The sequence below is a fragment of the Mesorhizobium sp. WSM4829 genome, assembly GCF_055811475.1.
The window spans coordinates 60,172-86,459 of sequence record NZ_JBVVQJ010000017.1 but is presented as its reverse complement, the minus strand read 5'-3'; the positions used below and the strand labels follow the sequence as shown (position 1 = coordinate 86,459).

At 63.1% G+C, this 26,288-nt stretch carries 28 protein-coding genes; 17 read left to right on the top strand and 11 right to left on the bottom strand.

Going from position 1 to position 26,288, the window contains the following annotated elements; all coding sequences use genetic code 11:
* The first annotated feature begins 224 nt into the window (after positions 1–224).
* The 3 genes from AC0L17_RS17925 to AC0L17_RS17915 all read left to right on the top strand — a co-directional run bounded on the left by AC0L17_RS17925 (position 225) and on the right by AC0L17_RS17915 (position 3,131).
* A complete protein-coding gene (locus AC0L17_RS17925; protein ID WP_473516814.1) occupies positions 225–1,964 on the top strand; it encodes a PAS domain-containing sensor histidine kinase in 1,740 nt (579 codons plus the stop codon).
* Positions 1,939–2,703, top strand: a complete 765-nt coding sequence (locus tag AC0L17_RS17920) for a peptidoglycan-binding domain-containing protein (RefSeq protein ID WP_473516813.1) — start codon at positions 1,939–1,941, stop codon at positions 2,701–2,703. The genes AC0L17_RS17925 and AC0L17_RS17920 overlap by 26 nt, the downstream gene beginning before the upstream one ends.
* 80 nt (positions 2,704–2,783) lie before the next feature.
* Positions 2,784–3,131 (top strand): DUF1491 family protein, encoded by a 348-nt coding sequence (locus AC0L17_RS17915; protein WP_023800831.1) that lies wholly within the window; start codon positions 2,784–2,786, stop codon positions 3,129–3,131.
* Between the two features lie 49 nt (positions 3,132–3,180).
* Here the strand turns inward: AC0L17_RS17915 and AC0L17_RS17910 are convergent, their stop codons facing one another.
* The 5 genes from AC0L17_RS17910 to AC0L17_RS17890 all read right to left on the bottom strand — a co-directional run bounded on the left by AC0L17_RS17910 (position 3,181) and on the right by AC0L17_RS17890 (position 8,939).
* Positions 3,181–4,188: a hypothetical protein gene (locus AC0L17_RS17910; RefSeq protein ID WP_473516812.1), complete on the bottom strand. Its 1,008-nt coding sequence runs from the start codon at positions 4,186–4,188 to the stop codon at positions 3,181–3,183.
* A gap of 553 nt (positions 4,189–4,741) precedes the next feature.
* Positions 4,742–5,290, bottom strand: coding sequence for a DUF1254 domain-containing protein (locus AC0L17_RS17905; RefSeq protein ID WP_027152781.1), 549 nt, complete (start codon positions 5,288–5,290; stop codon positions 4,742–4,744).
* Positions 5,283–5,867 carry a DUF1214 domain-containing protein gene (locus AC0L17_RS17900; RefSeq protein ID WP_473516811.1) on the bottom strand — a complete coding sequence of 195 codons (585 nt, stop codon included), beginning with the start codon at positions 5,865–5,867 and terminating at the stop codon, positions 5,283–5,285. Before AC0L17_RS17900 ends, AC0L17_RS17905 begins: the two co-directional genes overlap by 8 nt.
* Before the next feature lie 115 nt (positions 5,868–5,982).
* On the bottom strand, positions 5,983–8,142 hold the full coding sequence (locus tag AC0L17_RS17895) for a transglycosylase domain-containing protein (protein ID WP_287216823.1): 2,160 nt from the start codon (positions 8,140–8,142) through the stop codon (positions 5,983–5,985).
* A gap of 158 nt (positions 8,143–8,300) precedes the next feature.
* Positions 8,301–8,939 carry a TetR/AcrR family transcriptional regulator gene (locus tag AC0L17_RS17890; protein WP_473516810.1) on the bottom strand — a complete coding sequence of 213 codons (639 nt, stop codon included), beginning with the start codon at positions 8,937–8,939 and terminating at the stop codon, positions 8,301–8,303.
* Positions 8,940–9,110: 171 nt separating this feature from the next.
* Between AC0L17_RS17890 and AC0L17_RS17885 the strand changes: the two genes are divergently transcribed.
* A complete protein-coding gene (locus AC0L17_RS17885) occupies positions 9,111–10,664 on the top strand; it encodes a trimethylamine methyltransferase family protein (RefSeq protein ID WP_473516809.1) in 1,554 nt (517 codons plus the stop codon).
* Between the two features lie 20 nt (positions 10,665–10,684).
* Here the strand turns inward: AC0L17_RS17885 and AC0L17_RS17880 are convergent, their stop codons facing one another.
* The 4 genes from AC0L17_RS17880 to AC0L17_RS17865 form a co-directional block, all read right to left on the bottom strand.
* Positions 10,685–10,849 carry a hypothetical protein gene (locus AC0L17_RS17880; protein ID WP_167366301.1) on the bottom strand — a complete coding sequence of 55 codons (165 nt, stop codon included), beginning with the start codon at positions 10,847–10,849 and terminating at the stop codon, positions 10,685–10,687.
* Positions 10,850–10,949: 100 nt separating this feature from the next.
* Positions 10,950–11,339, bottom strand: a complete 390-nt coding sequence (locus tag AC0L17_RS17875) for a hypothetical protein (RefSeq protein ID WP_091590375.1) — start codon at positions 11,337–11,339, stop codon at positions 10,950–10,952.
* Between the two features lie 87 nt (positions 11,340–11,426).
* Positions 11,427–13,046: a chaperonin GroEL gene (gene groL / locus AC0L17_RS17870; protein WP_473516808.1), complete on the bottom strand. Its 1,620-nt coding sequence runs from the start codon at positions 13,044–13,046 to the stop codon at positions 11,427–11,429.
* A 100-nt stretch (positions 13,047–13,146) separates the two neighbouring features.
* Positions 13,147–13,509: a co-chaperone GroES gene (locus AC0L17_RS17865; protein WP_473516807.1), complete on the bottom strand. Its 363-nt coding sequence runs from the start codon at positions 13,507–13,509 to the stop codon at positions 13,147–13,149.
* 246 nt (positions 13,510–13,755) lie between these two features.
* Here AC0L17_RS17865 and AC0L17_RS17860 point away from each other — a divergent pair, with 246 nt between their 5' ends.
* Both AC0L17_RS17860 and AC0L17_RS17855 read left to right on the top strand, forming a co-directional pair.
* Positions 13,756–14,028, top strand: a complete 273-nt coding sequence (locus tag AC0L17_RS17860; RefSeq protein ID WP_027152776.1) for a hypothetical protein — start codon at positions 13,756–13,758, stop codon at positions 14,026–14,028.
* Entirely contained in the window at positions 14,025–14,291 is a 267-nt protein-coding gene (locus AC0L17_RS17855; protein ID WP_027152775.1) for a DUF1488 family protein, read from the top strand. Before AC0L17_RS17860 ends, AC0L17_RS17855 begins: the two co-directional genes overlap by 4 nt.
* Before the next feature lie 322 nt (positions 14,292–14,613).
* Here the strand turns inward: AC0L17_RS17855 and AC0L17_RS17850 are convergent, their stop codons facing one another.
* Positions 14,614–14,919: a hypothetical protein gene (locus AC0L17_RS17850; RefSeq protein WP_473516806.1), complete on the bottom strand. Its 306-nt coding sequence runs from the start codon at positions 14,917–14,919 to the stop codon at positions 14,614–14,616.
* Between the two features lie 108 nt (positions 14,920–15,027).
* On the opposite strand from AC0L17_RS17850, the gene AC0L17_RS17845 reads away from it, so the two are divergent.
* The 9 genes from AC0L17_RS17845 to AC0L17_RS17805 all read left to right on the top strand — a co-directional run bounded on the left by AC0L17_RS17845 (position 15,028) and on the right by AC0L17_RS17805 (position 23,195).
* On the top strand, positions 15,028–15,438 hold the full coding sequence (locus AC0L17_RS17845) for a DUF3168 domain-containing protein (protein WP_473516805.1): 411 nt from the start codon (positions 15,028–15,030) through the stop codon (positions 15,436–15,438).
* Positions 15,439–15,606: 168 nt separating this feature from the next.
* Entirely contained in the window at positions 15,607–15,906 is a 300-nt protein-coding gene (locus AC0L17_RS17840) for a hypothetical protein (protein ID WP_023800821.1), read from the top strand.
* Between the two features lie 105 nt (positions 15,907–16,011).
* Positions 16,012–16,677 carry a response regulator transcription factor gene (locus AC0L17_RS17835; RefSeq protein ID WP_023800820.1) on the top strand — a complete coding sequence of 222 codons (666 nt, stop codon included), beginning with the start codon at positions 16,012–16,014 and terminating at the stop codon, positions 16,675–16,677.
* Positions 16,661–18,112, top strand: a complete 1,452-nt coding sequence (locus tag AC0L17_RS17830) for an ATP-binding protein (RefSeq protein ID WP_473516804.1) — start codon at positions 16,661–16,663, stop codon at positions 18,110–18,112. The genes AC0L17_RS17835 and AC0L17_RS17830 overlap by 17 nt, the downstream gene beginning before the upstream one ends.
* Before the next feature lie 180 nt (positions 18,113–18,292).
* On the top strand, positions 18,293–18,733 hold the full coding sequence (locus AC0L17_RS17825) for a hypothetical protein (protein WP_473516803.1): 441 nt from the start codon (positions 18,293–18,295) through the stop codon (positions 18,731–18,733).
* 324 nt (positions 18,734–19,057) lie between these two features.
* Positions 19,058–20,191, top strand: a complete 1,134-nt coding sequence (gene ccmI / locus AC0L17_RS17820) for a c-type cytochrome biogenesis protein CcmI (RefSeq protein WP_473516802.1) — start codon at positions 19,058–19,060, stop codon at positions 20,189–20,191.
* Between the two features lie 3 nt (positions 20,192–20,194).
* On the top strand, positions 20,195–20,638 hold the full coding sequence (gene ccmE, locus AC0L17_RS17815) for a cytochrome c maturation protein CcmE (protein ID WP_473516801.1): 444 nt from the start codon (positions 20,195–20,197) through the stop codon (positions 20,636–20,638).
* A 101-nt stretch (positions 20,639–20,739) separates the two neighbouring features.
* Positions 20,740–22,731: a heme lyase CcmF/NrfE family subunit gene (locus AC0L17_RS17810; protein ID WP_473516800.1), complete on the top strand. Its 1,992-nt coding sequence runs from the start codon at positions 20,740–20,742 to the stop codon at positions 22,729–22,731.
* A complete protein-coding gene (locus AC0L17_RS17805; protein WP_473516799.1) occupies positions 22,728–23,195 on the top strand; it encodes a cytochrome c-type biogenesis protein in 468 nt (155 codons plus the stop codon). The genes AC0L17_RS17810 and AC0L17_RS17805 overlap by 4 nt, the downstream gene beginning before the upstream one ends.
* 71 nt (positions 23,196–23,266) lie before the next feature.
* On the opposite strand, the gene AC0L17_RS17800 is transcribed toward AC0L17_RS17805, so the two are convergent.
* The gene (locus AC0L17_RS17800) at positions 23,267–23,536 is read right to left on the bottom strand and encodes a CopG family ribbon-helix-helix protein (RefSeq protein ID WP_473516798.1); all 270 of its coding nucleotides are present in this window, start codon (positions 23,534–23,536) and stop codon (positions 23,267–23,269) included.
* A 185-nt stretch (positions 23,537–23,721) separates the two neighbouring features.
* Here AC0L17_RS17800 and AC0L17_RS17795 point away from each other — a divergent pair, with 185 nt between their 5' ends.
* Together AC0L17_RS17795 and AC0L17_RS17790 are read left to right on the top strand one after the other, a co-directional pair.
* Positions 23,722–25,251, top strand: coding sequence for a Do family serine endopeptidase (locus AC0L17_RS17795; protein ID WP_473516797.1), 1,530 nt, complete (start codon positions 23,722–23,724; stop codon positions 25,249–25,251).
* Between the two features lie 361 nt (positions 25,252–25,612).
* Positions 25,613–26,287 (top strand): response regulator transcription factor, encoded by a 675-nt coding sequence (locus AC0L17_RS17790; RefSeq protein WP_023800810.1) that lies wholly within the window; start codon positions 25,613–25,615, stop codon positions 26,285–26,287.
* The last annotated feature ends 1 nt before the right edge of the window (position 26,288 follow it).

Below are 26,288 nucleotides of genomic sequence, written 5' to 3'. Positions count from 1 at the left end.
CAATTGCCAAGGTTTGGCCGTGCCGGCCTCCCAATATCTGCCTCAGGCCGGGCATTGATCGGTCCTGCCTTATCCATTCCTTAAACGCTGGATGCGAGTTTCAGATCAACAAAAGCAACTGCGAAGCAGGGCTGTTCACGACCAGGTGCGAGTGCGTTGAGTTGAGTTCGATAAGGGCCAGATACGTTGAGTTGCCCCGCGCGATGGCAGCCGGTTGCGAACGTATGGTTCATCCGTCGATCCTCGGACAGAACGACCGCCGGTGCCAGAGGCGGTTTATCGGTGTCATGCTCGCCGCTCCGTTCTTTGCCGCAGGCGCAGCAGTCACGCTGGTCACCTCGGGCATGGGCGTGGCCGTGACCATGGCTGCGATCTTTGCGACGTTCGGCCTCTGCTGGTTTGCTGCCTTGCTGGTGGCAGCATCGGGCAAGATGGCGTTCGCCGGCCAGGTCGCCCTGGTGATGGGCAGTCTTGCTCTTGCCGGTATCATTGCCGCGGCGGGCGGGATGGCCTCGCCGGTCGCCATGCTTGTCGTGGCGCTGCCGTTCGAAGCCTGGTGGATCGGCGCGTCTCGTCGCGCTGCATTCTGGGGTGCCGTATCCGCATGTGTCGCTATCCTGCTGCAGGCTTTTGCCGGTTCTGTCTTTCCGTTCGGCTCGGCGGAAATCGCCGCTTGGCATTGGCTGCTGCCGCTGGCCTGGGGGCTCACTCTCGTTCCCCGCGTCGCAGCGCTTGGCAGCCCGGCCGACGCGCAGCTTGATCCGGCGACCGGCGACCGGCTCGAGAACATCATCGACGCCGTTGTCCTGCGGGCCGGCAGGCATGGCGAGGTTCTGGATGCGTCGGCAAAGGCGCGCACGATCCTGAAGCTGCAGCCGGAGCTGCTGTTCGGTACCGGCCTGTTCGACCGCATCCATCTTTCCGATCGCGTCGCATACCTCAGCGCGCTGGCCGACATGCGCGATGGCGCGCCGGCGCGCCGGCTGGATCTTCGCGTCCGGCTGCCGCAAAACGGCAATGGCCCGACGGCGGACAATTACCGGCCGTTTTCGCTTGAATTGGCGCGCGGGGAAGAGCAGCAGGACGTCCTCACGTTCGTCCTGCGCGAAAACGACGAACTCGCCGGCTTGCGCGAAGAGCTTGCCGCTGCGAAAGAGGCGGCCGCGTCTGCCGAAGTGGCAAAGGGACGGTTTCTGGCGGTCGTCAGCCACGAGCTGCGCACGCCGTTGAACGCCATCATCGGTTTTTCCGACATGCTGCTGCATGAGATGTTCGGCACCTTCAAGGACCCGCGCCAGAAGGAATATGTCGGCCTGGTCAAGGAGTCCGGCCAGCATTTGCTTGCCGTCGTCACCTCGATACTCGACGTATCGAGGATCGAAGCCGGCGCCTACGCAACCGAGCCGGAACCATTCCGTTTCGTGGAAGCGGTCGAAATGTGCCAATCGATGATGCGCTTGCAGGCCGAGGCAAAGAACATCGATCTACAGGCCCAGGTCGCACCGGATGCAGGCGAGATAAACGCCGACCGTCGTGCCGTGCAGCAGATACTCATCAACCTCGTCTCCAACGCCATCAAGTTCACGCCCGATGGCGGCGATGTCGTCGTCGGCGCCAAGCGGATCGGCTCGCGACTGCATTTCTGGGTCAGGGACACCGGCATCGGCATCGCCGAGGAAGACTTCGCCAATCTCGGCAAGCCGTTCATGCAGATCCAGAACGACTATACGCGCCGCTTCGAGGGCACCGGGCTCGGCCTGTCGCTGGTGAAGGGTCTGGTGGCGCTGCACGAGGGCACGATGTCGATCGAAAGCATGCTGGGGGAGGGCACCACGGTCACGATCAGCTTGCCGGTGGACGGACCGAAAGGACGTTCGAACGACAAGCCCGGCGTACTGCCGATGCCTGCAGCCAAGGCGGAGACGAAAGGGGACAGGCATGGCTCGCTCCGCAAAACAGCCTAGGGCGGTCAAGCGCCGCGGCAATGCCTTCCAGCGCAGCGCGGTCGCCCTCGGCAGCCAGATTTCACGCAATCCGGTTCTGGTTGGCGGTTCGACCGCCTTCCTGGTGACGCTGTTCTACGTCTCGGCGAACGCTTTGTGGTATCAGCCTTTTCCTCATGCCGGCGCATTTTTTGCGACCAGGAGCATGGTGGGCTTTCCTCGAGCCGGCGCCGACGAGCCTGAAACCACCATCAACATCGTGCGGCCGGAGCCGGCCCCGATCAAGAGCGATCCGGTCGTCGAGCAGGTCCAGGGCATATTGAAGGATCTCGATTTCTATTCCGGCACCGTCGACGGTATTTCCGGCCCCAACACGCGCAAGGCCATCCAAGCCTATCAGCAGAAGGTCGGGCTCAACGCTTCCGGCGAGATCGACAGCATTCTGCTCGATCAACTGGGCGCCATGCCAACCGCCTCGACAGTCGTGCCGCATCCGGCACCCCGTCCGGACGACACGGCCGCGATTCCCGTCTCGGCTTCGCCGGCAGATGCGCCGAGGCAGGCACCCGACGCCCGCATCATCAAGATCCAGGCCGGGTTGAAGGCGTTCGGCAATGACGACATGCAGCTCGATGGCGTGGTCGGGGCCCGCACCAAGGCAGCGATCAAGGAGTTTCAGTCGCTGTTTGGTCTGCCCGAGACCGGCGAGCCCGACGAGGTCGTCTACGTCAAAATGCGCGAGATCGGCCTGACCAACTGATGGGCGCAGGCGCGCGGTTTTTGGTTTCACCCAAACGCAAAGCGCTCTAAGTACCGCCCGATGTCGTCCGGAATGCTGCCATGCGCGTAACCACCGATCTGTGGGTGTCGGCCCTGCTGCGCCGGGTTTTCGGCGCCGGTGGCTTTGCCGCCGTGGTCAAGCGCGGCGCAACCGAGGCCGGCGCCGTCTTCGTGCTGGCGCGTGGCCGCATGGGCGAGATTGCCTTGTTTGGCCCGGCGCCGCAGACGAGCTACGATTCAGCCAAACCCGACGACCGTTTCTTCAGTCTGCTCGGCGCCGGCGACGATGCCGCCGTCTTTGACGCGCGACTGGAAAGGGAGAAGAAATTCGACCCCGACATCTGGGTGGTCGAGATCGAGGCCGGCTCTGTTCCCGTCGAGGAGCTTCTTTCCGTCAAGTCGCAATAGCGATATGCAGACAAAGGCTTAGAGCGTTCGCTTGAATCTCTTTTCAGGGTCAAACGCGACGCGCTTTAGGGCTGGCGGCAGTATTGTCGCTGTCCGCCTTGCGGACGTCGGCGTTTGCCGCGATCGGTCCGGCATTGCGAATGGCCTTCGACAGTGTCTCGGCTTTCCAGCCGCGTAGCCTGTCCAGCGCTGCGTCGCGATGCAGCAGCCGATAGCGGTCGAGAAAGATGCGGATGGCCTGCGGATGCGAAAACTCTGTGGGATAGACGGCGGCGGTGATCAGGAACGCCCTCTCCTCGCCGAGATCGAGCGCGCGCAGGACGGCCAGCAGCGACGTGTAGTTCCGGTTCGCGGTGAGCGACCGCGCCGTTGAAAAATCGATCTCGAGCGCGTCGGCCAGTGCTGTCTGGAAGAATGCGGCATTGCCGGTCAGCGCCGTCTCGCGCAGTTTGACATAGGTGTTAGCGCCGGCGAACGGATTGATGGCCGCGCCGCCGCTTTCGGCATCACGCATCATCGACCGCAGCCGGCGCCGTGCAGTCTCGGCGGCGGCGCCGGGCACCTGCTGGCTGTCGGCGACGACTTCGGCGCTTTCGGGCACCGTCTTGGCGTTCGCCTCAGGCTGCCGCACGCTCACCAGCGTCGGCTTTTCAAGCGCCCTGATCAGGTGGGCGATGGTCGGGTTCAGATCCTTGCGGCGCCCAATGGCGCGCGCATGCGGCAGGCCATGGCGGCCGATCAGCGCGATGAGGTCGATATCGCTGAGCGCGCGCGAGCGGATGAGCAGCGGCGCGGCAACGTCGACCGGCTCCTCGCAAAGCCGCCGGACCAGCGCAGCGGGCGCATATTCGCATTCGGAAAGGGCGGCGGCGACGTAGCGGCGTGATTCGACCGACACATCGGCGAAAAGCGGCAGCGTCAGATCCTCAAGTTGCGCGATCTCCCGGCGCGAAGGGCGGGTCAGCGAACAGAACGCCGACACCGTGGCGCGGAACAGCCTTTCGGCCTTTCCCGATTCAGCCCGTATAGCGATTTGCCTGAAATCCGCAGATGACACGAAGGATACGCCTGAACACTCGACACAATCTTGACCATGCTCGACCGGGACTGTGTCGGTTTCGCATTTGCCACGGGTCAGGACTTCCTGACCTCAGAACAAAGATCAAATTAGCGGCGATCCGTTAGCGTTCCGTTAACCTACTGGCTCCTTAATCAGATTGGAGGCGTTGCGTTGTGCTCCGGGGCAACCGAGAGGAATGCACGAACCATGGGCATGGTACTGTCTTTCGTGCCGCGACCGGCGGCAACCAATCGAGCAGACCGAAACACCGGAGCGCCGGCGGCGGTGATCATTTTCCCCGGCGTCCGCTACGAGCAACCACCACTGACGGGCGAGACGCGGCCAGGCGCCGGTCCGGACAAGCCGGGTTCGTCAAGGACGATGCCGGGGACGTCGGGGACGTTGCCTGTTCCGCATCACTAAAGCGCGTCGCGGCTGAATGGATTCGCCGCACCCTGTTGGGCGCGCAAAGGACGCTCTATCCCCTTGAATGAGCGCCGCGGCGGCTCGCAAGGCATGGGCCGCAACCGGCGGCATGTTTCGGTTGTCGTCAGTAGTCCTGCAGCTCGCAGGAACTCTGCTCGAGAAACCGCGACACGGTCGGCTTCCAGCTGTCGTCGGGCACGAAGGAGCGGATGACGAACATGCCTTCGTCGATCGGCGCTTCGACGAAGATTGCCCCTTGCAATTCCTCCGGGAGATCCTTGCGGATCTCGATCATCTGCGCCGGCGTCAGTACGATACTGTCCAGCACCCTTCCGGTCGCGCTGTGGTCGTTGAAGGAGTAGATGTTATGGCCGCTGCGGTCATAGACCGATACGGACCAGAACGGGACGTTTCCCGGTGCCTTCACCCGAACCATCCCATCGGACAGATCGAAGCGGCAAGCCGCAGCATAAAACAGCGGATCGACCGATTTCACCACAGGCGTACCGCCGGCCTCAGCGTCCAGCCTGGTCATCCGATAAAGGTTGGAGGCCATGGCCAGCCGCGACCAGGCATTGCGTTCGGAAAATTCCGGGGCGAGCAGCAGCACGATGATGTGTACGATGCCGGCGCCAAGCAGGCCGAGCAGGATCGCGTGCAGCAGCCTACGCATTGCAGCCGACCTTCACGATCTGCGGCAGCGTGACATCCGAAAGGCCCGTGCTGCTGGCGATCGGCGTGTCGTAGAATGTCAGCACGAGATACATCCGGCCGAAGCCGTCGGAAAGCAGCCAGTTGCCGGGCGTGGGGCGGTTGCTGACGGAAATAAGCACGGAATTGTCGGGCTGGCGCAGCACCTGGTAGGACTGAAGTGCCGCAAGCCTTGGCTTGCCGGTCTCGACCACGCCGAGCGACCGATCGGCGGCATAGAGGGTCCAGAACCGGGCTGTGGGAAATCCGCCTTCGATTTCATAGCCGCATTGGCGTTTCAATAGTTCGCCATCGGAATCGCGTTCGGCGATAAACGACAGGCCTTCTGCCTGCCCGAGTGCAAGGACACCCTCGCGCGCCACGCGGGCTTTCGAATAAGGATCCGCCGTCTGCGTGCCGATATCGGGAAACGCCGTCCATTGGCCGATCCTGATCGCGCCAATGCCATCCTGCGTCTTGAGAGCGTACCAGACGCTGCCGCCGCCGCCGCCGATGGCTATGGCAAGCGCGAGGAGCGTCAGGAATGCGTTCTTGAGCATGAAGAGCCGCTGGCAAGAGGAGTGCCGCTGGGGGATATCGCGGGGCAGGGGGCCATGGCAAGCGGACCTCTGTGGAATTGCGGCGCGAGGGATGGCCTGGCCCCTCGTGCCGGCATCAAAGCGCCGACAGGGTCTCCGGTGTCGCAGGCGCCTGGAGGACGGGCGCCGACTGGAACAGCCTGGTGATGTCCCTGAGCGCCCGCGTCGTCTGGCTGGACAGCACCGGCGGCCGCTCGGCCGCGGCGTCGGCCGCTGCCTGCTCGGCATTCGTCTTTTCCGCCTCCTCGGCCTTGGCAGCGATCTCTTCGTCGACGAAGGGATGATCGAGGCCGGGGATCGGCTTGAGGTCGATATTCTGGTGCGCATAGACCATCAGCCGCTGCCAAACCATCGCCGGCAGCGAGCCGCCGGTCATGTTGTTGGTCGGGGTGAAGTCGTCATTGCCGAGCCACACGGCAGCCGTATAGTTGCCGGTAAAGCCGACATACCAGGCGTCTCGGTAAGACTGCGTTGTGCCAGTCTTGCCGGCCGAAACGATGTTGGGAAGCGCGGCGCGCCGCGCCGTGCCCATCACCGGCACCGCCGCCAGCATGGTGTTCATGGATTTCAGCCCCTGCTCCGAGAGCACACGGCGCGGCGGCGGCGCATCCTTGGCGAAATCGTAAACCACCTCGCCGGTACGGGTGACGAGCTGGGTGACGCCATGCCGGGAGCCGACAAAGCCGTTCTGGGCGAACACGCTAAAGCCTGTCGCCTGGTCCATCACGGTCATGCCCGATGTGCCGAGCACCATCGTCTTGTGCGATTCGAGCGGCGATTCGACGCCCATGGCTTCCGCCATCGCCTTGATCGGCTTGATGCCGAGATGATTCTTGGCCAGCCGCACCGGCACGGTGTTGACCGATTTGGCCATCGCCGTGATCAGCGTGACCTTGCCGGCCCGTCCGTCATTGTAATTGTGCGGCGACCAGGCACCCCAGGAGATCGGCGCGCCGGAAACGACGGAGTCCGGCGTGAAGCCGTGCTCCATCGCCGTTGCGTATACGTAGGGTTTAAACGATGAGCCGCTCTGGCGCAGCGCCTTGGTGGCGCGGTTGAACTGGCTGGCACCGTAGTCGCGGCCGCCGACGATCGCCCTGACTGCGCCATTGGTTTCGATGACGACCATGGCGCCTTCGGTGACGTTGTATTCCTTGCCGAACTGGCGGAGATGGAACTCCATCGATTCTTCCGCCGCCTTCTGGATGTTGGCGTCGAAAGTGGTGTGGGCGACCAGCGAATGCTGGCCGGACTTCGCGGCGATCTTCTTGACCTCTTCGAATGCCCAGTCGAGGTAGTAATCCGGGCTCTTCTGCTCGCCGCGGTCGACGATTTCAGCCGGATGCAGCCGCGCCTGCAGCACCTGACCCTCGCTCATGAAGCCGCCTTCGACGAGATTCGACAGCACCACATTGGCCCGCGCCCTGGCAGCAGGCAGGTTGATGTGCGGCGCGTATTTGGTCGGTGCCTTGAACAGGCCGGCCAGCATCGCCGCTTCGGCGAGGTTCACATCCTTGACGCTTTTGCCGAAATAGAAATCGGCGGCCGCTTCGATGCCGAACGTGCCGCCGCCCATATAGACGCGGTCGAGATAGAGCTGCAGGATCTCCTTCTTCGACAGATTGGCCTCGAGCCACAGCGCCAGGAAGGCTTCCTTGACCTTCCGCTCCAACGTCCGTTCATTGGTCAGGAACAGGTTCTTGGCCAACTGCTGGGTGATGCTCGAGCCGCCCTGCACCACGGAATTCGCCCGCACGTTCGCGAAGATCGCGCGCGAAAGGCCGAGCGCGTCGATGCCGTAGTGATCGAAGAAACGCCGATCCTCGGTGGCCAGCACCGCCTTGATGACCTGGTCGGGCATCTCGTCGACCGGCACCGAATCGCGCTGGATGATGCCGCGCTGGCCGATCTCATTGCCGTAGCGGTCGAGGAAGGTGATGGCGAAATCGCCCTGGGCGCGCCAGTCGCCGGCGGTTTCCTGGAAGGCCGGCAAGGCGAGCGCCAGCATGACGACGATGCCGCCGGCGCCGAGCGTGAAACCTTCGCTCAACAGTTCGATGATGCCGCGGCGCCAGCCGGAGACGCGGAAGCGCCGAAAAAAAATGGTGGCCGCTTCCCAGAACCGGCGCGCCTTGAAGCCGGTCTCGTAGAGCGAGGAATCGAACCACGCATCCGCCGCCAGCAGTCTTGCGGCAATCGGACCCCTTCTCCTGCGTGTTTTCAAAGGACTGGCCATTCCAAGATCCGGCTGCGGCTACGCCTCCCACTGAGAAGCGGCATTCATACCAGACTATTTGTCCATTTTGGCCTCGCTCACAAGGGTGAGGGGGGCTTTCGCGGTACAGTTTGTTGATACCAGGGTCGGGCCTGCCACCTCCGCCACCTCGCGCCCGCTTACTGCGCCGCGATAAAGCGCATGAAATGCGCCACCTCGGCATCGCTTGGCTCCTGGCCGGTGAAACTGCGCAGATAGGCGGCGAGATGACTGACCCTCGCCTCGACCGGTTCCTTGAGGTCGAGTACATAATAGCCGATCTGCATGTAGTAGAGCACACGGGCGCGGATGAAGGCATCCTCTTCGCCGTAGCCATGCCGGCGATACATGTCGCGGATCGCACCCAGTCGGTCATTGTCGGCCTGGTCGATGGCCCGGCGCACGTCCTCGGAGCGACGCGCCCATTCCCGGATGGCGAAGTCGAGCCTGGGATCGAACAGGCGCTCGTCCGCCCAGCATTCGAACACGTTCATGACCCCCATGATGATGCTTTCGGCCGGCCGCTGCGCGCGTTCGATGATCGACTTGGTGTTGGTGTCCCGCCAATGCGCAAGCAACTGGTCGAGCAGGTCCTGACGGCTCTCGAAATACCAGTAGAAGCTTGAGCGCGATACGCCGAGTTTCTGGCCAAGCGGCAGCACGCGCACGCTTGCGATGCCGTCTGAAATCAGTGTCTGGAGCGCAAGATTGATCCAGTCCCGGCGCGTCACCTTGGTGTTGCCGGACGCCGGCTCGTCCTGCGGAGAAATCATGATCATGGCCGCACAATAGGCATGAGGGCGAACTGCATACAACCGTACTAGACACATATGTACAGTGCAAGTATCCTGTCTGCCTCTACGAACTGGGCCGAGCGGCCGACGCGCGTCATCGCGGCTCCTGCCTACGATCCGCAACGCAGGGCAATACGGCAATAAGGAGTATCCGCCATGGTCGATGACGCCGCACGCAACCTCAGGCGCGAACGCAGGCGCGGACGAACCGGCGAGGCCGGCAGTGAGACCAGCCGCCGGCCGGACTATCGTTCGCTGAAGAACCCGTTTCTGCCGCAGCCGATCTTTTCGGCCGACCAGGTCGCCGCGATCCACGACACGGCGCTGCGCGTGCTCGAGCAACTCGGCGTCAAGGTGCTGCTGCCGGAGGCGCGCGCTATTCTTGCCCGTGCCGGCGCTTTGGTCGACGAGGACAGCCAGATGGTGCGCATCGGCCGCGACATCGTCGCGGCGGCGCTGGGCTCGGCGCCGAAATCGATCCGCGTCCATGCCGGTGACCGTGCCCGCGACCTGACGCTCGAACTCGGCTCGATGACGTTCCTGGCAGGATCCGGGGCGCCGAACGTCACCGATCTGGAGCACGGCCGGCGGCCGGGAACGCTTGCCGCTTTCGAGGATCTCATCCGCCTGGTGCAGCATTTCGACGTGCTGCACATGCTGGGACCTTGCATCGAGCCGCAGGACATCGACAACCGCTTCCGCCATTATGCCGTCAACCGCGCGCAGCTGACGCTGTCGGACAAGCTGCCGTTCGTCTTCGCGCGCGGCACGCCGCAGGTCGAGGACGGCTTCGAGATGCTGCGGCTGGCGCGCGGCTTGTCCGAGGACGAATTCCGTTCGGACGCTCATTGCTACACCGTCATCAACACCAACTCGCCGCGTCAGCTCGACATTCCGATGGCGCAAGGCATCATCGATTTTGCCAGGGCGGGGCAGGTGCTGATCATCACGCCCTTCTGCCTGGCCGGCGCCATGGCGCCGATCACCGTGGCCGGCGCACTGACGCTGCAGCACGCCGAAGCGCTGGCCGGGCTGACGCTGGCCCAGATCGTGCGGCCGGGCGCGCCGGTCGTCTATGGCTCCTTCTCCTCCAATGTCGACATGAAGTCCGGAGCGCCAGCCTTCGGCACGCCGGAGCACGTCAAGGCGACGCTCGGCGCCGGTCAGCTTGCACGCTTCACCGGCCTTCCCTGGCGGTCCGGCGGCGGCAGTGCCGCCAACATTTCGGACGCGCAGGCAGCCCACGAAACGCAGTTCGCGCTGTGGGGTTCGGTGCTCGCCGGCGCGACGGTCTGCATCCATGCTGCGGGCTGGCTCGAAGGCGGCTTGAGCGTCTCGTTCGAGAAGCTGATCACCGACATCGAGGCGCTGCAGACCATCGCGGAACTCTGCGCCGCGACGCCCGGCGACGAGGCCGCGATCGGCTTCGAGGCCATCGCCGAAGTGCAGCCGGGCGGGCATTTCTTCTCGGCCGGGCACACAATGGCGCGCTACCGCACCGCATTCTACGAGCCGCTGGTCGCCGACTGGTCGAATTTCGGCAACTGGACTGAGGCCGGGTCAAGAACCGCCACGGAGCGCGCCACCGGCATCTGGAAACGGCTGCTGGCCGATTTTCGGCCGCCGACTTGCGCCGCTGCCACATCAGATGTTCTCGACGAATTCATTGCGCGGCGCACGGAAGAGGGTGGCGCAGCACCGGTCTCGTGATGTAGTTCAGCAAGCGCGCGTTACATGGGGCGCTTGTCGCCTGCCTTCTGCGGGTCGCGGCGGATCGTGCCGGCATCGGCTTTCCTGTGCTTGTCGGCGGCGAGTCTGCGAATGCGATCGAAGCGGCTTTCCTCGGCCACTTTGGTCTTTACTACAGCATTTGGCTTCGGGACGAATGCAATCATGGATCGATCTCCTTGCCGACGGCTGCGCGCCGGAGGATGCCCCGGCGGCTGTCTTTCGGGCTCTCGTCAAGAGCACGTTCTCTCCGAGAGGTCGAAGATGTTAGGTGGCGAGAGCGACCGCGCAGCTTTGCGCACCCAGCCTGTCGGGCGAGGTTTTTCCGGGCATGGTCGCCCAGCCGCCCGTCTCGATGAACTGCCGCTTCTTGTAGCTGTCAGTTATGGCCTTGAACTCGACAAGTTTGGCGGCCGCGTCGGGCGCCGTATTGAAGCGATCGACGCAGACCGCCGAGGCCAGCTCGCCGCGCGCCGTATCGCCGGCGGTGGCCGCCAGCGCGCGCGAGGTGCCGCCGGTCACCCAGCCGCCCCAGTTGAAACCAATGATCAGCGTGGCGACGACGGTTGCAGCGCATGCCCACAAAAGCGTGGATTTGGCCGGCTGGTAATCTTCCCATCGACGCGCGAGAGATGGCTTGCTGCTTTGTGTGGCCACGGACAGTTCCTTCCTGGTTGATGTTGGGATCGGTCGCCTGGCCTTGCTGGGGCCAGGCCTTGCAGGGCCTATTTACGGGAGGGGTGGTCAGTAGCCGCCCATGCCGGCCGAAGGCGCAGCGTCTTTTGCCGGAATGTCGGTGATCATGGCTTCCGCGGTGATCAGCAGCGCCGCGATCGACCCGGCATCCTGCAACGCGGTCCGCACCACCTTTGCGGGATCGACGATGCCAGCCTTGATCATGTCGACATAGGTCTCGTTCTGGGCGTCGAAGCCCTGATTGTGATCCTTGCTGTCCGTGAGCCTGCCGACAACGATCGAACCTTCGACGCCGGAGTTCTCGGCGATCTGGCGGATCGGCGCTTCGAGCGCTCTCGACACGATCGAAATGCCCGCCGTCACATCGGCATTGGCTCCGGTCAGCCCGTTCAGCACGGCCTTGGCGCGCAGCAGCGCGACACCGCCGCCGGGAACGATGCCTTCTTCCACTGCCGCGCGCGTGGCGTTCAGCGCATCGTCGATGCGGTCCTTCTTTTCCTTGACCTCGGACTCGGTCGCGCCGCCGACGCGAATGACCGCGACGCCGCCGGCGAGCTTAGCCAGCCGCTCCTGCAGCTTCTCCTTGTCGTAGTCGGAAGTGGTTTCCTCGATCTGCCCCTTGATCTGCTGGACACGCGCCTGGATCGTGGCCTTCTCGCCGGCGCCGTCGATGATCGTCGTCGTGTCCTTCTCGATCAGCACGCGCTTGGCGCGGCCTAGCATGTCGATGGTGATGTTTTCGAGCTTGATGCCGAGGTCCTCCGAAATCATCTGGCCGGCGGTGAGCACCGCGATGTCTTCCAGCATAGACTTGCGGCGGTCACCGAAGCCCGGCGCCTTGACGGCCGCAACCTTGAGGCCGCCTCGCAATTTGTTGACGACCAGCGTCGCCAGCGCTTCGCCTTCGACGTCCTCGGAGATGATCAGCAGCGGCTTGCCGCTTTGCACCACGGCTTCGAGGATCGGAAGCATCGCCTGCAGATTGCCGAGCTTCTTTTCATGGATGAGGACGTAAGGGTCCTCCAGCTCGGCGTGCATCTTCTCGGCATTGGTGACGAAATAGGGCGAGAGATAGCCGCGGTCGAACTGCATGCCCTCGACGACGTCGAGTTCGGTGTCGGCGGTCTTGGCTTCCTCGACGGTGATGACCCCGTCATTGCCGACCTTGTCCATCGCCTTGGCGATCATGGCGCCAACGGTGGTGTCGCCATTGGCGGCAATGGTGCCGACCTGCGCGATTTCACCGGAAGATTTGACCTTCTTGGCGCGTGCCTGGATTTCCTTGACGACAGCGGTAACGGCAAGGTCGATGCCGCGCTTGAGGTCCATCGGGTTCATGCCGGCGGCAACGAATTTGGCGCCCTCGCGCAAGATGGAAGCGGCAAGCACCGTGGCGGTGGTGGTGCCGTCGCCGGCAAGGTCGTTGGTCTTCGACGCCACTTCGCGCACCATCTGCGCGCCCATGTTCTCGAATTTGTCGGAAAGCTCGATTTCCTTGGCTACCGCCACCCCGTCCTTGGTGATGCGCGGTGCGCCATAGGCCTTGTCAATGACGACGTTGCGGCCTTTGGGGCCGAGCGTCACCTTGACGGCGTTGTTGAGGATTTCGACGCCACGCAGCATGCGGTCACGCGCATCGGTGGAGAATTTGATTTCCTTGGCAGACATCTTTTTTCCAGTTCGGTTGGTTGCGGCAGGGCGCTGTCAGCACCGCCTGAATCAAAAATTTGGAGCGTCCTTTGCGCGTCCAAGACGCGCGGCGCTCCAATCAGGCGGCCTTCTTGGCAGCCCCGGTCTTCTCGATGATGCCCATCTCGCTCTTGTCGATGATGCCCATCTCGCTCTTGTCGATGATGCCCATGATGTCGGCCTCCTTCATGATCAGAAGGTCCTCTCCGTCAATCTTGACCTCGGTGCCGGACCATTTGCCGAACAGGATGAGGTCGCCGGCCTTGACATCGAGCGCGATCAGCGCGCCGCTTTCGTCACGCGCGCCCGACCCGACGGCGATCACTTCGCCTTCCTGCGGCTTTTCCTTGGCATTGTCGGGGATGATGATGCCGCCCTTGGATTTGGTGTCGCTTTCGGCGCGCCGAATGACGACGCGATCGTGGAGTGGCCGGAATTTCATGGAAACTTCTTTCTGGGGCCGGCTTAGGCGGCCGCTCCCTTCTATAGGCGCGTTGGCACTCGATAGATAGGAGTGCCAAAAAATATTCGTTGGCCGCCGTAAAACATTGAATAGTATTATTTTGCCTTTTCGCTTCAGAAATTTGCTCGATCAAAAATAGGTCAGAATTTGATTTTTCCACATCGAGTGACTATTTTAAGGGAGAAAATCATTTTCATCATTGCAGCCAAAAGGAGGTTTTGATCGATGGCGGAAGTTAGCCAGAACATCATGGAAAAAGCCGAAGCGCGCTTCATGGAGAAGCAGAAGAAAACCGCGGAACGCAATCAGGCAACGGCCGAATATGTTTCAGAGGCCAAGGCCAGGACCATCAAGACGGCAAGATTGCGGGCGTTGCGGCTGGCCAAGGAAGAGGCCGACCGCGCCGCGGAGGCCCTCAATCCCGTCGCCCCCAAGAAAAAGCGGGCGTCGCGGGCGATCAAGAAAGCAGACGTTGCATCAACGGAGGTCAAGTCATGAGCCTGACATTTCCCAATCGAAGCCGGAGCTACGACGAGGCGGGCAAACGCATCCGCTTCGTCGGCCATGACGGCATGTTCCAGATTTCCTTCTCCGTCGCCACGGATGCCATCTCGAAGGCAGAGTCAGGGACACCAACTGCAGAAGCCACCTATCTCGCCGCCTTCGATACGGCTTCCAGCTCCATCCACGACGTCGCCAGGAATGCCTATGACCGGACCCGCAAGAGCATATATGTGCTGACGGCGGCCGATTTTCGTTAAATCCCGAACGTCATCGCGTTCACGGCCAACGCGCCAGATCCGATCCAGGCGCACGAATGTGCCGAGTGAACCTAGCGGCAGGATCAGGGCTTGCTCTCCGCCTTTGCCCGTCGCTTGACATCTCGGCTGTTCAGCCGATCCGACCATCGCGTCTGCATCGCGCGTGTTCATACCAACCAAGACCTGGTGCTTAAGCTCGACGGGCTGGCCGGTGAAGCCATCGAAGACGGTCCAGCTGTGCGGATGCTCCGTGCGCAGTGCGTAGCGGTTTGCCATTCCGGCATCCGTTTCGTTTCCGCCCCCGATCGATGAATGCGATTGGTCAGGCCTGCGTGATGTAGAACACTGCCGCCAGGACAAGGACCGTCCAAACGACGACGAACAGCTTCAAGGCTAGGCCTCCGTATGAAGACAGAACCTCCCGCATGCGGGACACAATGTTCTTAATGCTTTTCGACATGGTCGGCGCCGCCGCAACGACGACTGGCGTCTTGATCCCAAGCTTTCCGAAAACAGGCAGCAGCGATGGCTCGCGCACGAAAACAACCTCGAAGGTCTGGAGAACAAATACTCCATAGCACCGTTTTTCAAACGCCTTGCATGTCAAATGAAAGGTGTGGGTAGCCACCTGAGATCCCCCTGATCTGGCGCAGCAACCTCAACGCGGCTACGCTGCAAGCACGAATCGTTGACGGCACAAAGGCCTGTTCAGCCGCGACGGGCGAGGGAGAATACAATGACCGCGCCGGCTGCCGCGTTGCAGAAGGCCTTGTTCCAGGCGCTGGACGCTGACGGTTCCCTGTCAGCGGCGCTGGGCGGCGCAAAACTATTCGACCATGTCCCGGAAAACATCCCGTTTCCCTATGTGACGTTCGGCCGGACCAGCGTCTATGATTGGGTAACAGGCAGGGAGAAAGACGCCGAGCAGCTTTTCACTCTGCATTTCTGGTCGAAATCCGAGGCCAGGAAAGAAATGCTCAACGTGATGGACATGGTCAGCGCCCGCCTCCAGGATGCGGCGCTCGCGCTCGACGAGCATCACCGCGTCAATCTCAGGCTCGAATTCACTGAGGTCCGTTACGACGAGGATCTTTCAGCCTGTCACGGGCTGCTGCGCTTTCTTGCCGTGACGGAAGAAAACGCCTGACACGCTTTCAATAAGGCTGCAACACAGTCTAGACTGGCGCTTGGATTTGCCGGGTTGGGGCGGCCAAATCACCGGGGTTGGTTGCGTCGCATTTCAGGGGGTGAGACAGGCATGTGTTGCAGGCAATGTTCATATCACGTTCAGCACCGATGCGTTAGGACGCTGATCATGAAAACGCTTCGCTCCCACTTCCCAACCGCGACACTTGCACTCTGCGCTGCCGGTCTGTTTGCGTCGCAGGCGACGGCGCTGCCGGTCGTCGTGCCCGAGCAGAACCGGCCGATCGTCCTGGCCGCCTCCGACTGCTACGCGATCGGTCAGCAGGTCGCCGAGCAGAATGGCGGCACGCTGGCCAAGGCGTCGCAGTCGACGCGCGGTGGCCAGCCGGTCTGCGTCATCGTCGTGCTGGTTCCGGGCAAGGATGGGCAGCGTCCACGCCGCACGGAGATCGTCGTTCCGCTGAACTGATGCCTGCCGTATCCCAGGCGCTGGAATCGGCCTATATCTGACGTCCAGCTCCTCAACAGGCCGATTTTTCAACAGGCCGATTCTTCAACTGGGTATGATTCCCGCATGCGCGTACTCGTCGTCGAAGATGACAAGGATCTGAACCGGCAGATATCAGACGCGCTGGTCGATGCCGGCTATGTTGTCGACCGGGCTTTCGACGGTGAGGAAGGGCATTTCCTCGGCGACACTGAGCCCTATGACGCCGTGGTGCTCGACATCGGCTTGCCGCAGATGGACGGCATCAGCGTGGTCGAACGCTGGCGGCGCGGCGGCCGCAAGATGCCGGTCCTGATTTTGACGGCGCGCGATCGCTGGAGCGACAAGGTATCCGGCATCGACGCCGGCGCCGACGATTATGTCACCAAGCCGTTCCACATCGAAGAGGTGCTGGCCAGGGTCCGAGCGCTCATCCGGCGCGCGGCCGGCCATGCGTCGTCGGAGCTAACCTGCGGGCCGTTGCGGCTCGACACCAAAGCCTCCAAGGCCGATGTCGACGGCGTGCCGTTGAAGCTGACGTCGCACGAATTTCGCCTGCTTGCCTATCTGATGCACCATATGGGCGAGGTCGTGTCCCGAACCGAGTTGGTCGAGCACCTTTACGATCAGGATTTTGACCGCGATTCCAACACAATCGAGGTCTTTGTCGGGCGGCTTCGCAAGAAGATGGGCATCGACATGATAGAAACCGTTCGCGGCATGGGCTATCGAATGCGTGAGCCGGAGGCGTAAGGCGGAACCGCTCAAACAGACTGCAAGGACGCCGCTTTCACTGCGGTTCGGGCCGCGGTCGCTGGCGTTCCGGGTGATCGCCTTTTCCACCGTCTGGGCGATACTCACCCTGATTGTCATCTTCACGCTGATCACAACCCTTTATCGCCAGGCGAGCGAGCGCGGTTTCGACAGCCTGTTGTCGGCGCATCTGTTCAATCTGATCGGCTCGGTCGGCGTGTCCGAAGGCGGTTCGCTGACCGGCGCCCCCGACCTGGGCGACCTTCGGTTCTCGGAGCCGAATTCCGGCTGGTACTGGTCGGTGGAGCCTGCGTCGGAAGGCGTGAGTGGTGAGTTGCACTCCTCCTCGATGACCAAGGCGATCCTGTCGCCAAGCGTCGCCGAGGTTCCTTTCAATGCCAGCTTCCAGCGCAGCTATACGACAGAAGGCATCGATGGCGAGGAACTGGAAGTGTTCGAGAGCGAATTCGTTCTCGACGCGAAAAATCGCGCAGCGCGCTTCCGCGTCATGGGCAACCGGACCGAGCTCGAGCAGGAGATAAGCGCCTTTCAGCGTCGCCTGCTGACCTATCTTTCGCTGTTCGGCGTCGGCATGATCGCCATCAACGCCATCGCCATCCTGCTGGGCCTGCAGCCATTGCGCCGGGTCAGGGACGCTCTCGCCATGGTGCGCGAAGGAACCGCGCAAAAGCTCGACGGTCGCTTCCCCGCCGAGATCGAGCCGCTCGCCAACGAGACCAACGCGTTGATCGAAAACAACAAGCGTATCGTCGAGCGCTCGCGGACGCAGGTCGGCAACCTGGCCCATTCGCTGAAGACGCCGCTGGCGGTGCTGATCAACGAGGGACGGGCGCTCGGCGGCGCCAAGGGCCAGCTCATAGCCGAACAGGCCGCCTCGATGCAGAAGCAGATTGACCATTATCTGCAGCGCGCCCGCGTCGCGGCGCAACGCGACAGCGTCGTCTACCGAACGCCGGTGGCGCCGCTGGTCCAGCGCATGGTGCGCGTCCTGCAAAAACTCAATCCGCAGACCGATCTGTCACTGTCGCTGCCGGCAGTCGATATCGTCTTTGCCGGCGAACGCGAGGATCTGGAAGAATTGCTTGGCAATTTGCTCGACAACGCCATGAAATGGGCAAAGAGCGCGGTCGCGGTATCGGTGGCGCCAATCCCCGGCAAGAAGACTGGCTCCGGCAAGGAGGGTGCTGTCATCCTGTTCGAGATCAGCATCGAGGATGACGGCCCGGGCATTCCGGAAGACAAGGCACGCGAGGCGCTGAAGCGCGGACGGCGTCTCGACGAGACAAGGCCGGGCACCGGGCTTGGACTTGCCATTGTCGCCGACCTCGTCAACGAATACGGAGGCGTTCTGGCTCTGGAACGGTCCAGCATGGGCGGATTGAAGGCGGTGGTTCGATTGCGGAGCCTTCACTAGGCCGATGCTTTTTGCTGGGCCAGTCGACATTGATCGACGGTGCGTGATATGGCGGCATGTCGACTGGTCCCGGAGCCGTCGGCCGCGGCCAAATTTCCGACAAACATCGACACTATGGCCACGCCGACTTCCCCCGATGGCGCGGCCCCCCAGCATTAACTCAAGAGACCGGTTGTTGGCATGAAGATTCGCGTCGCGCTCGTTTCCGCACTGCTGGCCGTCTCCGGCTGCACGACGCTGGGCAGCAGCCCTGGCCCCACGGTGGCGCCGCAGCCGGCCGCAACGCCGCCAAGTGACGGCAAGATCGCGACGACGGTCATTTCCGCCATGGGCGGCGGCCTCGTCAGCGGATCGATCGGTACCGGCTTGAGCGATCCCGAAAAGCGCAAGGCGCTGGAGGCGGAATACAGGGCGCTCGAGTACACGGCGAGCAGCCAGAAGGTGACGTGGAAGAGCGATCGGTCGGCGCATTACGGTGAAGTCGTGCCCGCCCAGCCCTATCGTGTCGGCTCGCAGGACTGCCGACAATACACCCATACGGTGTTTACCGGCGCCGCCGGCGCCACCGCGCGCGGAACCGCTTGCCGCAACGCCGATGGCAGCTGGACGCCGCTGACGTAACGACCGGCCGGATAGTGCATGTCGCGCAAAAGCATGCCCTCGGGCCTGACCCGAGGATGTGCAGCGGTTTTGCGATAACGACATGCATAAAAACAGGAATTCGCGCAAAAGCATGCCCTCGGGCCTGACTCGAGGGTGTGCAGCGATCTTGCGATGACGATATGCATGAAAACAACTATCTAAGGCGCGTCGCATGACGCCGGTCGAACGCGACGCGCTTTAGGTCCGGTTGACATCAATCAGGGACATGCGACGCATCTGCCGTCAAAGCGTCGCAGGACGCCTGTGTTGGCAGGGCAGGGCTCTGCCGTTATTGGAAGAAGCATGCTGTTCTGGGTCATAGCCGCCATTCTCACGCTGGGTGCAAGCCTGGCGGTTCTGCTGCCGCTGGCCGGCGGCCCGAAGGGTGGTTCGGCGAGCAGCGATCATGACCTTGAAGTCTATCGCGACCAGTTGTCCGAGCTTGACCGCGACGTGGCGCGTGGCCTGATCCAGCCGGCGGAGGCCGAAGAGGCGCGTGCGGAGATCGCCCGCCGCATCCTTCGCCTCGACAATGCCGCCGACAAGGCAGCGGCGCGGCAGCCATCGATGGCGACCAGGCTGGTTGCGACGGCTGCGGTCCTGGCGGTTCCGCTGGTCAGTTGGGGCTTGTACAGCCAGCTCGGCTCGCCCGATCTGCCGTCGCAGCCGCTCAGCGAGCGACTGGCCAAGAATCCCGCCGACAGTTCGGTCGACGAACTGGTGGCACGCGCCGAGGCCCACCTTGCCGCCAACCCGTCCGATGGCAGGGGTTGGGACGTGCTGGCGCCAATCTATTTGCGCATGCAGCGGTTCTCCGACGCGGTGACGGCGTACCGCAACGCCATTCGCCTCGACGGCGACAGCGCAACCCGCCAGGCCGGCCTCGGCGAGGCGATCGCCAGCGAAGCGGGCGGCATTGTCTCGGCCGATGCTCAGGCAGCCTTCGAGGCGGCGCTGAAGCTCGATCCGGCAAATCCGAAGGCCAGCTTTTATCTGGCGATGGGCATGGCGCAGGAAGGCCGCATCGAGGAGGCGACGATTGGCTGGCAGAAAATGCTCGCGGCCTTGCCACAGGACTCGCCCTGGCGCGGCGCCGTCGAGCAGGCACTGGCCGAATCCGCCAGGCGCAGCGTCGCTTCGGGAGTGCCTGCAAAGGGCCCGAACGCCGGGGATGTCGATGCCGCCGCGTCGATGTCGCCGCAGGATAGGGAAGCGATGATCAACACCATGGTTGCGGGGCTTGATGAAAAACTGCGGCAAAACCCGCGCGATGTGGAAGGATGGATGCAGCTTATTCGTTCCTATGTCGTGCTGGGCAAGGCGGATCAGGCGCGCGACGCGCTCAATCGCGGTATCGCCGTTTTTGGCTCCGATAGTGACGAAGCGAAGAAATTCACTGCCTTTGCCGCCTCGCTTGGCCTGACGGCGACGGAGTAAAAAATGACGCGCAAGCAGAAACGACTGTCGGTGATCGCTGCAGGGTTGGCCTTCCTCGGTGCCGCCACCGGCCTGACCTTCTACGCGCTCGGCCAGAAGGCCTCCTACTTCTACATGCCCGCCGATCTGACCACCGCCAGCCTGCAGCCCGGGCAGCGTATCAGGCTCGGCGGCCTCGTCGAAAAAGGCACGATCGAGCGCGGTCAGGGGACCACCGTCGCCTTTTCGGTGACCGACAACCAGAAGCAGGTCAAGGTCACCTACACCGGCATTCTTCCCGACCTTTTCCGCGAGGAGCAGGGCGTTATCACTGAAGGCATTTTTCGCCCCGACGGCGTCTTCGTCGCCGACAGCGTGCTGGCCAAGCACGACGAGAACTACATGCCCAAGGAGGTGGCCGACGGTCTCAAGTCCAGGGGCGTGTGGCAGGAGAGCAAAAGTGACTAAGCAGGTTCCGCAAAAGCCTGCCCTCGGGCTTGGCCCGAGGGTTTCCACGGTTTTGCGGCAAGACCCTGCCGCAAAACAAGAACCTGGCGGGCTTATGCACGATGGTTGAAACCGGACATTTCGCGCTGGTCCTGGCGTTCGCGCTGTCTTTGGTGCAGGCGCTGGTGCCGCTGTTCGGCGCGCGCATCAACAGCCATAAGATGATGGCCGTCGGCGGCCCGGTCGCGGTGACCGGCTTTGCCTTGACCGCTCTCTCCTTCGCGGCGCTGGCGACGGCTTATGCGACGTCCGATTTTTCGGTGGCCAACGTCTGGGACAACTCGCATTCGCTGCAGCCGCTGATCTACAAGATCACCGGCACCTGGGGCAATCACGAGGGCTCGATGCTGCTCTGGGTGCTGATCCTGAGCTTCTTCGGGGCGCTCGTCGCTGCTTTCGGCAGCAATCTTCCAGCGACCCTTCGAGCCAACGTGCTAGCCGTGCAAGGCGCGATCGGCGCCACCTTCTTGCTGTTCATCCTGGCGACGTCCAACCCGTTCGCCAGGCTCAATCCGGCGCCGATCGAGGGCCGCGATCTCAACCCGATCCTGCAGGATCTCGGCCTCGCCATCCATCCGCCGCTGCTCTATCTCGGCTATGTCGGCTTCTCGATCTGCTTTTCCTTCTCGGTCGCCGCCCTCATCGAAGGCCGCATCGACGCGTCCTGGGCGCGCTGGGCGCGGCCATGGACGCTGGTCGCGTGGATGTTCCTGACCGGCGGCATCGCCATGGGTTCCTACTGGGCCTATTACGAACTTGGCTGGGGCGGTTTCTGGTTCTGGGATCCGGTCGAGAACGCCTCGTTCATGCCTTGGCTGGCCGGCACCGCGCTGCTCCATTCGGCGATCGTCATGGAAAAGCGCTCGGCCCTGAAGATCTGGACGCTGTTGCTGGCGATCCTGACCTTCTCGCTGTCGCTGCTCGGCACCTTCCTGGTGCGCTCCGGCGTGCTCACCTCCGTCCACGCCTTCGCCACCGATCCGACGCGCGGCGTGTTCATTCTCTGCATCCTGACACTGTTCATCGGCGGATCACTGGCGCTGTTCGCCTTTCGCGCCTCGAGGTTGACGGCCGGCGGCCTGTTTCATCCGATCTCGCGCGAAGGGGCGCTGGTCCTCAACAATCTGTTCCTGACCACGGCCACCGCCACCGTGCTGATCGGCACGCTCTATCCGCTGGTCGTCGAGGCCGTTTCGGCCGACAAGATTTCGGTCGGCGCGCCGTTCTTCAACCTGACGTTCGGCCCGCTGATGGTGCCGCTCCTGGTAGCGGTTCCGTTCGGGCCGCTGCTGGCCTGGAAGCGCGGCGACATTTTCGCCGTCGCCCAGCGGCTGATGGCGGCCTTCGCCGCCGCGCTTCTGGCCGTGCTGGTGACGGTCTTGTTCATCGACGGCGCGTCGGTGTTCGCAACACTTGGGGTCGGCCTGGCTTTCTGGCTGATCTGCGGCGCGCTCACCGATATTGCCGTCAAGTCCGGCTTTGGCAGTGTCGCGCCCGGCATCATGCTCAGGCGCTTCACCGGCCTGCCGCGTTCGGTCTTCGGCACCGCGCTCGCCCATCTTGGCCTTGGGCTGACGACTCTGGGCATCATCGGCACACTTTGCTTCGGCACCGAGAAGATACTGTCGATGCGCGCAGGCGAGACCGTGCAACTGTCCGGCCACACACTGCGCTTCGAAGGGCTCTATCCGGCCCAGGGGCCTAACTACAGCGAGGATCGCGGCCGCTTCGCCGTGCTCGGCGCTGATGGAAGCACCACCGCCGTGATCACCTCGTCCAAGCGCTCCTATCCGGTCCGGCAGATGACGACGACCGAGTCCGGTATCAAGACGATCGGTTTCAGCCAGCTCTACCTCTCGCTTGGCGACGAGGCGACCGACGGCTCCGTCGTGGTGCGGCTGTGGTGGAAGCCGCTGGTGACGTTGATCTGGGGCGGCGCCCTTGTCATGATGGCAGGTGCTGCGATGTCGCTGATGGACCGGCGGCTGCGCGTCGGCGCACCGTCGCGCCGCCGCAGATCGGCGGGCGCCATGCCTTCGGCGAGCCTGCCATGACCGCAAGAAAAACTTCATTGGCCTCCCTGATCCTGCTGCTGACGCTGTTGTTTGCCGGCGCCGCACTTGCGGTGAAGCCGGACGAGGTTCTGGCCGACCCGGCGCTCGAGGCGCGAGCACGGACGCTTTCGGAAGAGCTGCGCTGCATGGTTTGCCAGAACCAGTCGATCGACGAATCCGACGCCGACCTTGCCCGCGACCTGCGCGTGCTGGTGCGCCAGCGCCTGGTCGCCGGCGATACCGACCGGCAGGTGATCGACTACATCGTTTCCCGCTACGGCGAGTTCGTGCTGTTGAAGCCGCGCTTCAGCCTGCGCAATGCGCTGTTGTGGGGCACGCCGGTCCTTCTGCTGCTTGCCGGCGGGATTTTCATCGTGCTGACCGCCCGGTCGCGCCGATCGGCGCCTGCGGCCATGCTCACCGCCGAGGAGAAGGCAGCGTTGGACAAGGTGCTGGGTAACTAATTCGGCCCGGCCGCCCCGCCGCCAAGGCCACGGCCGTGTCACGATGTCTCGCGACCAGGTGACGAACCGCTTCAAGCCTGGTCTGCGCGCCTGGCTTCCGACGCTTCGATGATGGCGTCGATTTCCGCCATGGCTTCGTCGTGCGGCACGACACGGCCAGCTGCCGCATCGGCCATGCCGCGTTTGATGCCTTCGATGATCTCAAGCTCGCGATCGACATAGGCCGATATCGCCTCGGCCGCGAGGAAGGATTTGCTGCGCCGCGTGTCGGCGGCGATCCGCTCCAGCTTCAGCTTGGTTTCGGACGAAACCCGAATCGTCATGATGGCGCTTGCGGTCATGGTGAAAGCCTTGTGCTGAACTGTGTACAACATAGGGCAACGGGCGGGCGCAACCAAAGGGTTGGTGCCTGCAAACATTACCAAAGTTTCATGCACTGGAAATGGCGCCGTAATGTGCGCGCCTCTATTTCTCTTGGCCGAGGATGCCGACCGAAGCGCATCCCTTGAAAGAGGATACGAGACCCATGAATATTGCCCCCAATTCACATTCCCGCACCCGCAAACGCCTGATGGCTGCCGCCGCATCAGTGGCCATTGCCGGCGCGATCGGCTTCGGCGCGGTTGCCACCGGGACAGCCCCCGTCCTGGCCGAGGCCGTGCGTGTCGAGGCGCCTCAGGTCCCGAGCTTCGCCGACGTGGTCGAGCGCGTTTCGCCGGCGGTCGTCAGTGTCCGCGTCAAAGCCAAGATAGAATCGACCGCCGACGATGGCTCTGACCTGCCCGACGCCTTCGGCAATCTCCCCGACGATCCGCAATTGCGCCGCTTCTTCAGGGAGTTCCGTGGCTTTGGCGATCAGGATGGCCGGGATGGGATGCGACGTTTCGGACGTGGTGACCGCCAGCCGCGGCCGGTCGCTCAAGGGTCCGGCTTCTTCATCTCCGAGGATGGCTACCTCGTCACCAACAACCATGTCGTCGGAGAGGGCTCGTCCTTCACGGTGGTGATGCATGACGGCAAGGAGCTCGACGCCAAGTTGGTCGGCACAGATCCGCGCACCGATCTCGCAGTGCTCAAGGTCGAAGGCGACGGCAAGTTCACCTATGTCGACTTCGCCGATGATTCAAAGGTTCGCGTCGGCGACTGGGTGGTGGCCGTCGGCAATCCGTTCGGCCTCGGCGGCACGGTCACTGCCGGCATTGTCTCGGCCCGTGGTCGCGACATCGGCGCCGGTCCTTATGATGATTTCATCCAGATCGATGCCTCGGTGAACCGCGGCAATTCGGGTGGCCCGACCTTCAACCTCAACGGCCAGGTCGTCGGCATCAACACCGCGATCTTCTCGCCGTCCGGCGGCAGCGTCGGCATTGCCTTCGACATTCCCGCCTCGACCGCCAAACAGGTCGTTCAGGATCTGATGAAGGACGGCACCGTCCAGCGCGGCTGGCTTGGCGTCGAGATCCAGCCGGTCACCTCCGAAATCGCCGAATCGCTCGGGCTGAAGTCCGATAAGGGCGCTCTCGTTTCCAGCGCCCAGGACGATGGTCCCGGCAAGGACGCCGGCATATCGGCTGGTGACGTCATCACTCAGGTGGACGGCAAGGACGTCGCTTCGCCGAAGGAACTCGCCCGTCTGATCGGCGCCTACCCGCCCGGCAAGCCGGTCGACGTCACGCTGTGGCGTGACGGCAAGAGTGAAACGGTCAAAGTCGACCTCGGCACGCTGCCTTCGAGTGACAAGCAGGCTTCGGCCGACCAGCAGCCTTCCGCTCCGCCAAAGGCCGATACGCTGGCCGACCTCGGTCTCACCGTTACTAGGTCCGACGATGGCAAAGGGCTCGTGGTGACCGATGTCGATCCCGACAGCGATGCCGCCGATCGCGGCATCCAGCCCGGCGACGTCATCACCTCGGTCAATTCGACGGAGGTCAACGGCACCGAGGATGTCGCCAAGGCCATGGCCGACGCGGTGAAGTCGGGCCGCAAGGCGGTGCTGATGCAGATCACCCGCGACGACAGCAACCGCTTCGTCGCGCTGCCTGTCGCCAAGGGCTGACGTTCCAGACTTTTCCGATGCGGCGGTTTCAAACACCCCGAACCGTCGCATGGGAAAGCACGGGGCTTGAATACGTTAGTCAGTCATCGTGTTCCGCCCCAGCGGCAGCGGGCGCCCATCGCCCGCTGCCGCTCGAACAACAGAGCAGTCGCCCAAAGTGTGAAGCGGTTTTGGGATGACGACATGCTCAAACAACAAAGCATGTCGCCCAAATCCGAGGACGCGGCGGCTCGACGCCAATAACATTATAAAACAAAGACTTACTGCTCGTTCTTGAATCATTTTGTTCGCGATACACCTTGAGGCCATGATGCTTATGCCGGCCACTCAATCTTCCAGCGAAATCGCGTATAACGGTCCCATGAAGATTCTCGTCATAGAAGACGATCGCGAAGCGGCCGATTACCTCCAGAAAGCCTTTACCGAGGCCGGACATACCGCCCATGTCGCCGGCGACGGCGAAACCGGCTTCGCGCTCGCTGACTCCGGCGACTATGACGTGATGGTCGTCGACCGCATGCTGCCGCGCCGCGACGGCCTGTCGGTCATCGCCGGTCTTAGATCCCGAGGCAAGACTACGCCGGTGCTGATCCTGTCGGCGCTCGGCGAAGTCGACGACCGGGTCACCGGCTTGCGCGCCGGCGGCGACGACTATCTGACCAAGCCCTATGCCTTTTCCGAGCTTCTGGCCCGAGTCGAGGTGCTGAACCGCCGCGCCAGCGCCAGGGAGGCCGAAACCGTCTACCGGGTCGGCGATCTCGAACTCGACAGGCTGTCGCATTCGGTGCGGCGCGCGGCCCGAGAGATTACGCTGCAGCCGCGCGAGTTCCGCCTGCTCGAATATCTGATGCGCCATGCCGGCCAGGTGGTGACGCGCACCATGCTGCTGGAAAATGTCTGGGACTATCATTTCGATCCGCAGACCAACGTCATCGACGTTCACGTCTCGCGGCTGCGCGGCAAGATCGAGAAGGGCTTCGACAAGCCGATCCTGCACACGGTTCGTGGCGCCGGCTATATGCTCAAGAGCGGCTAGC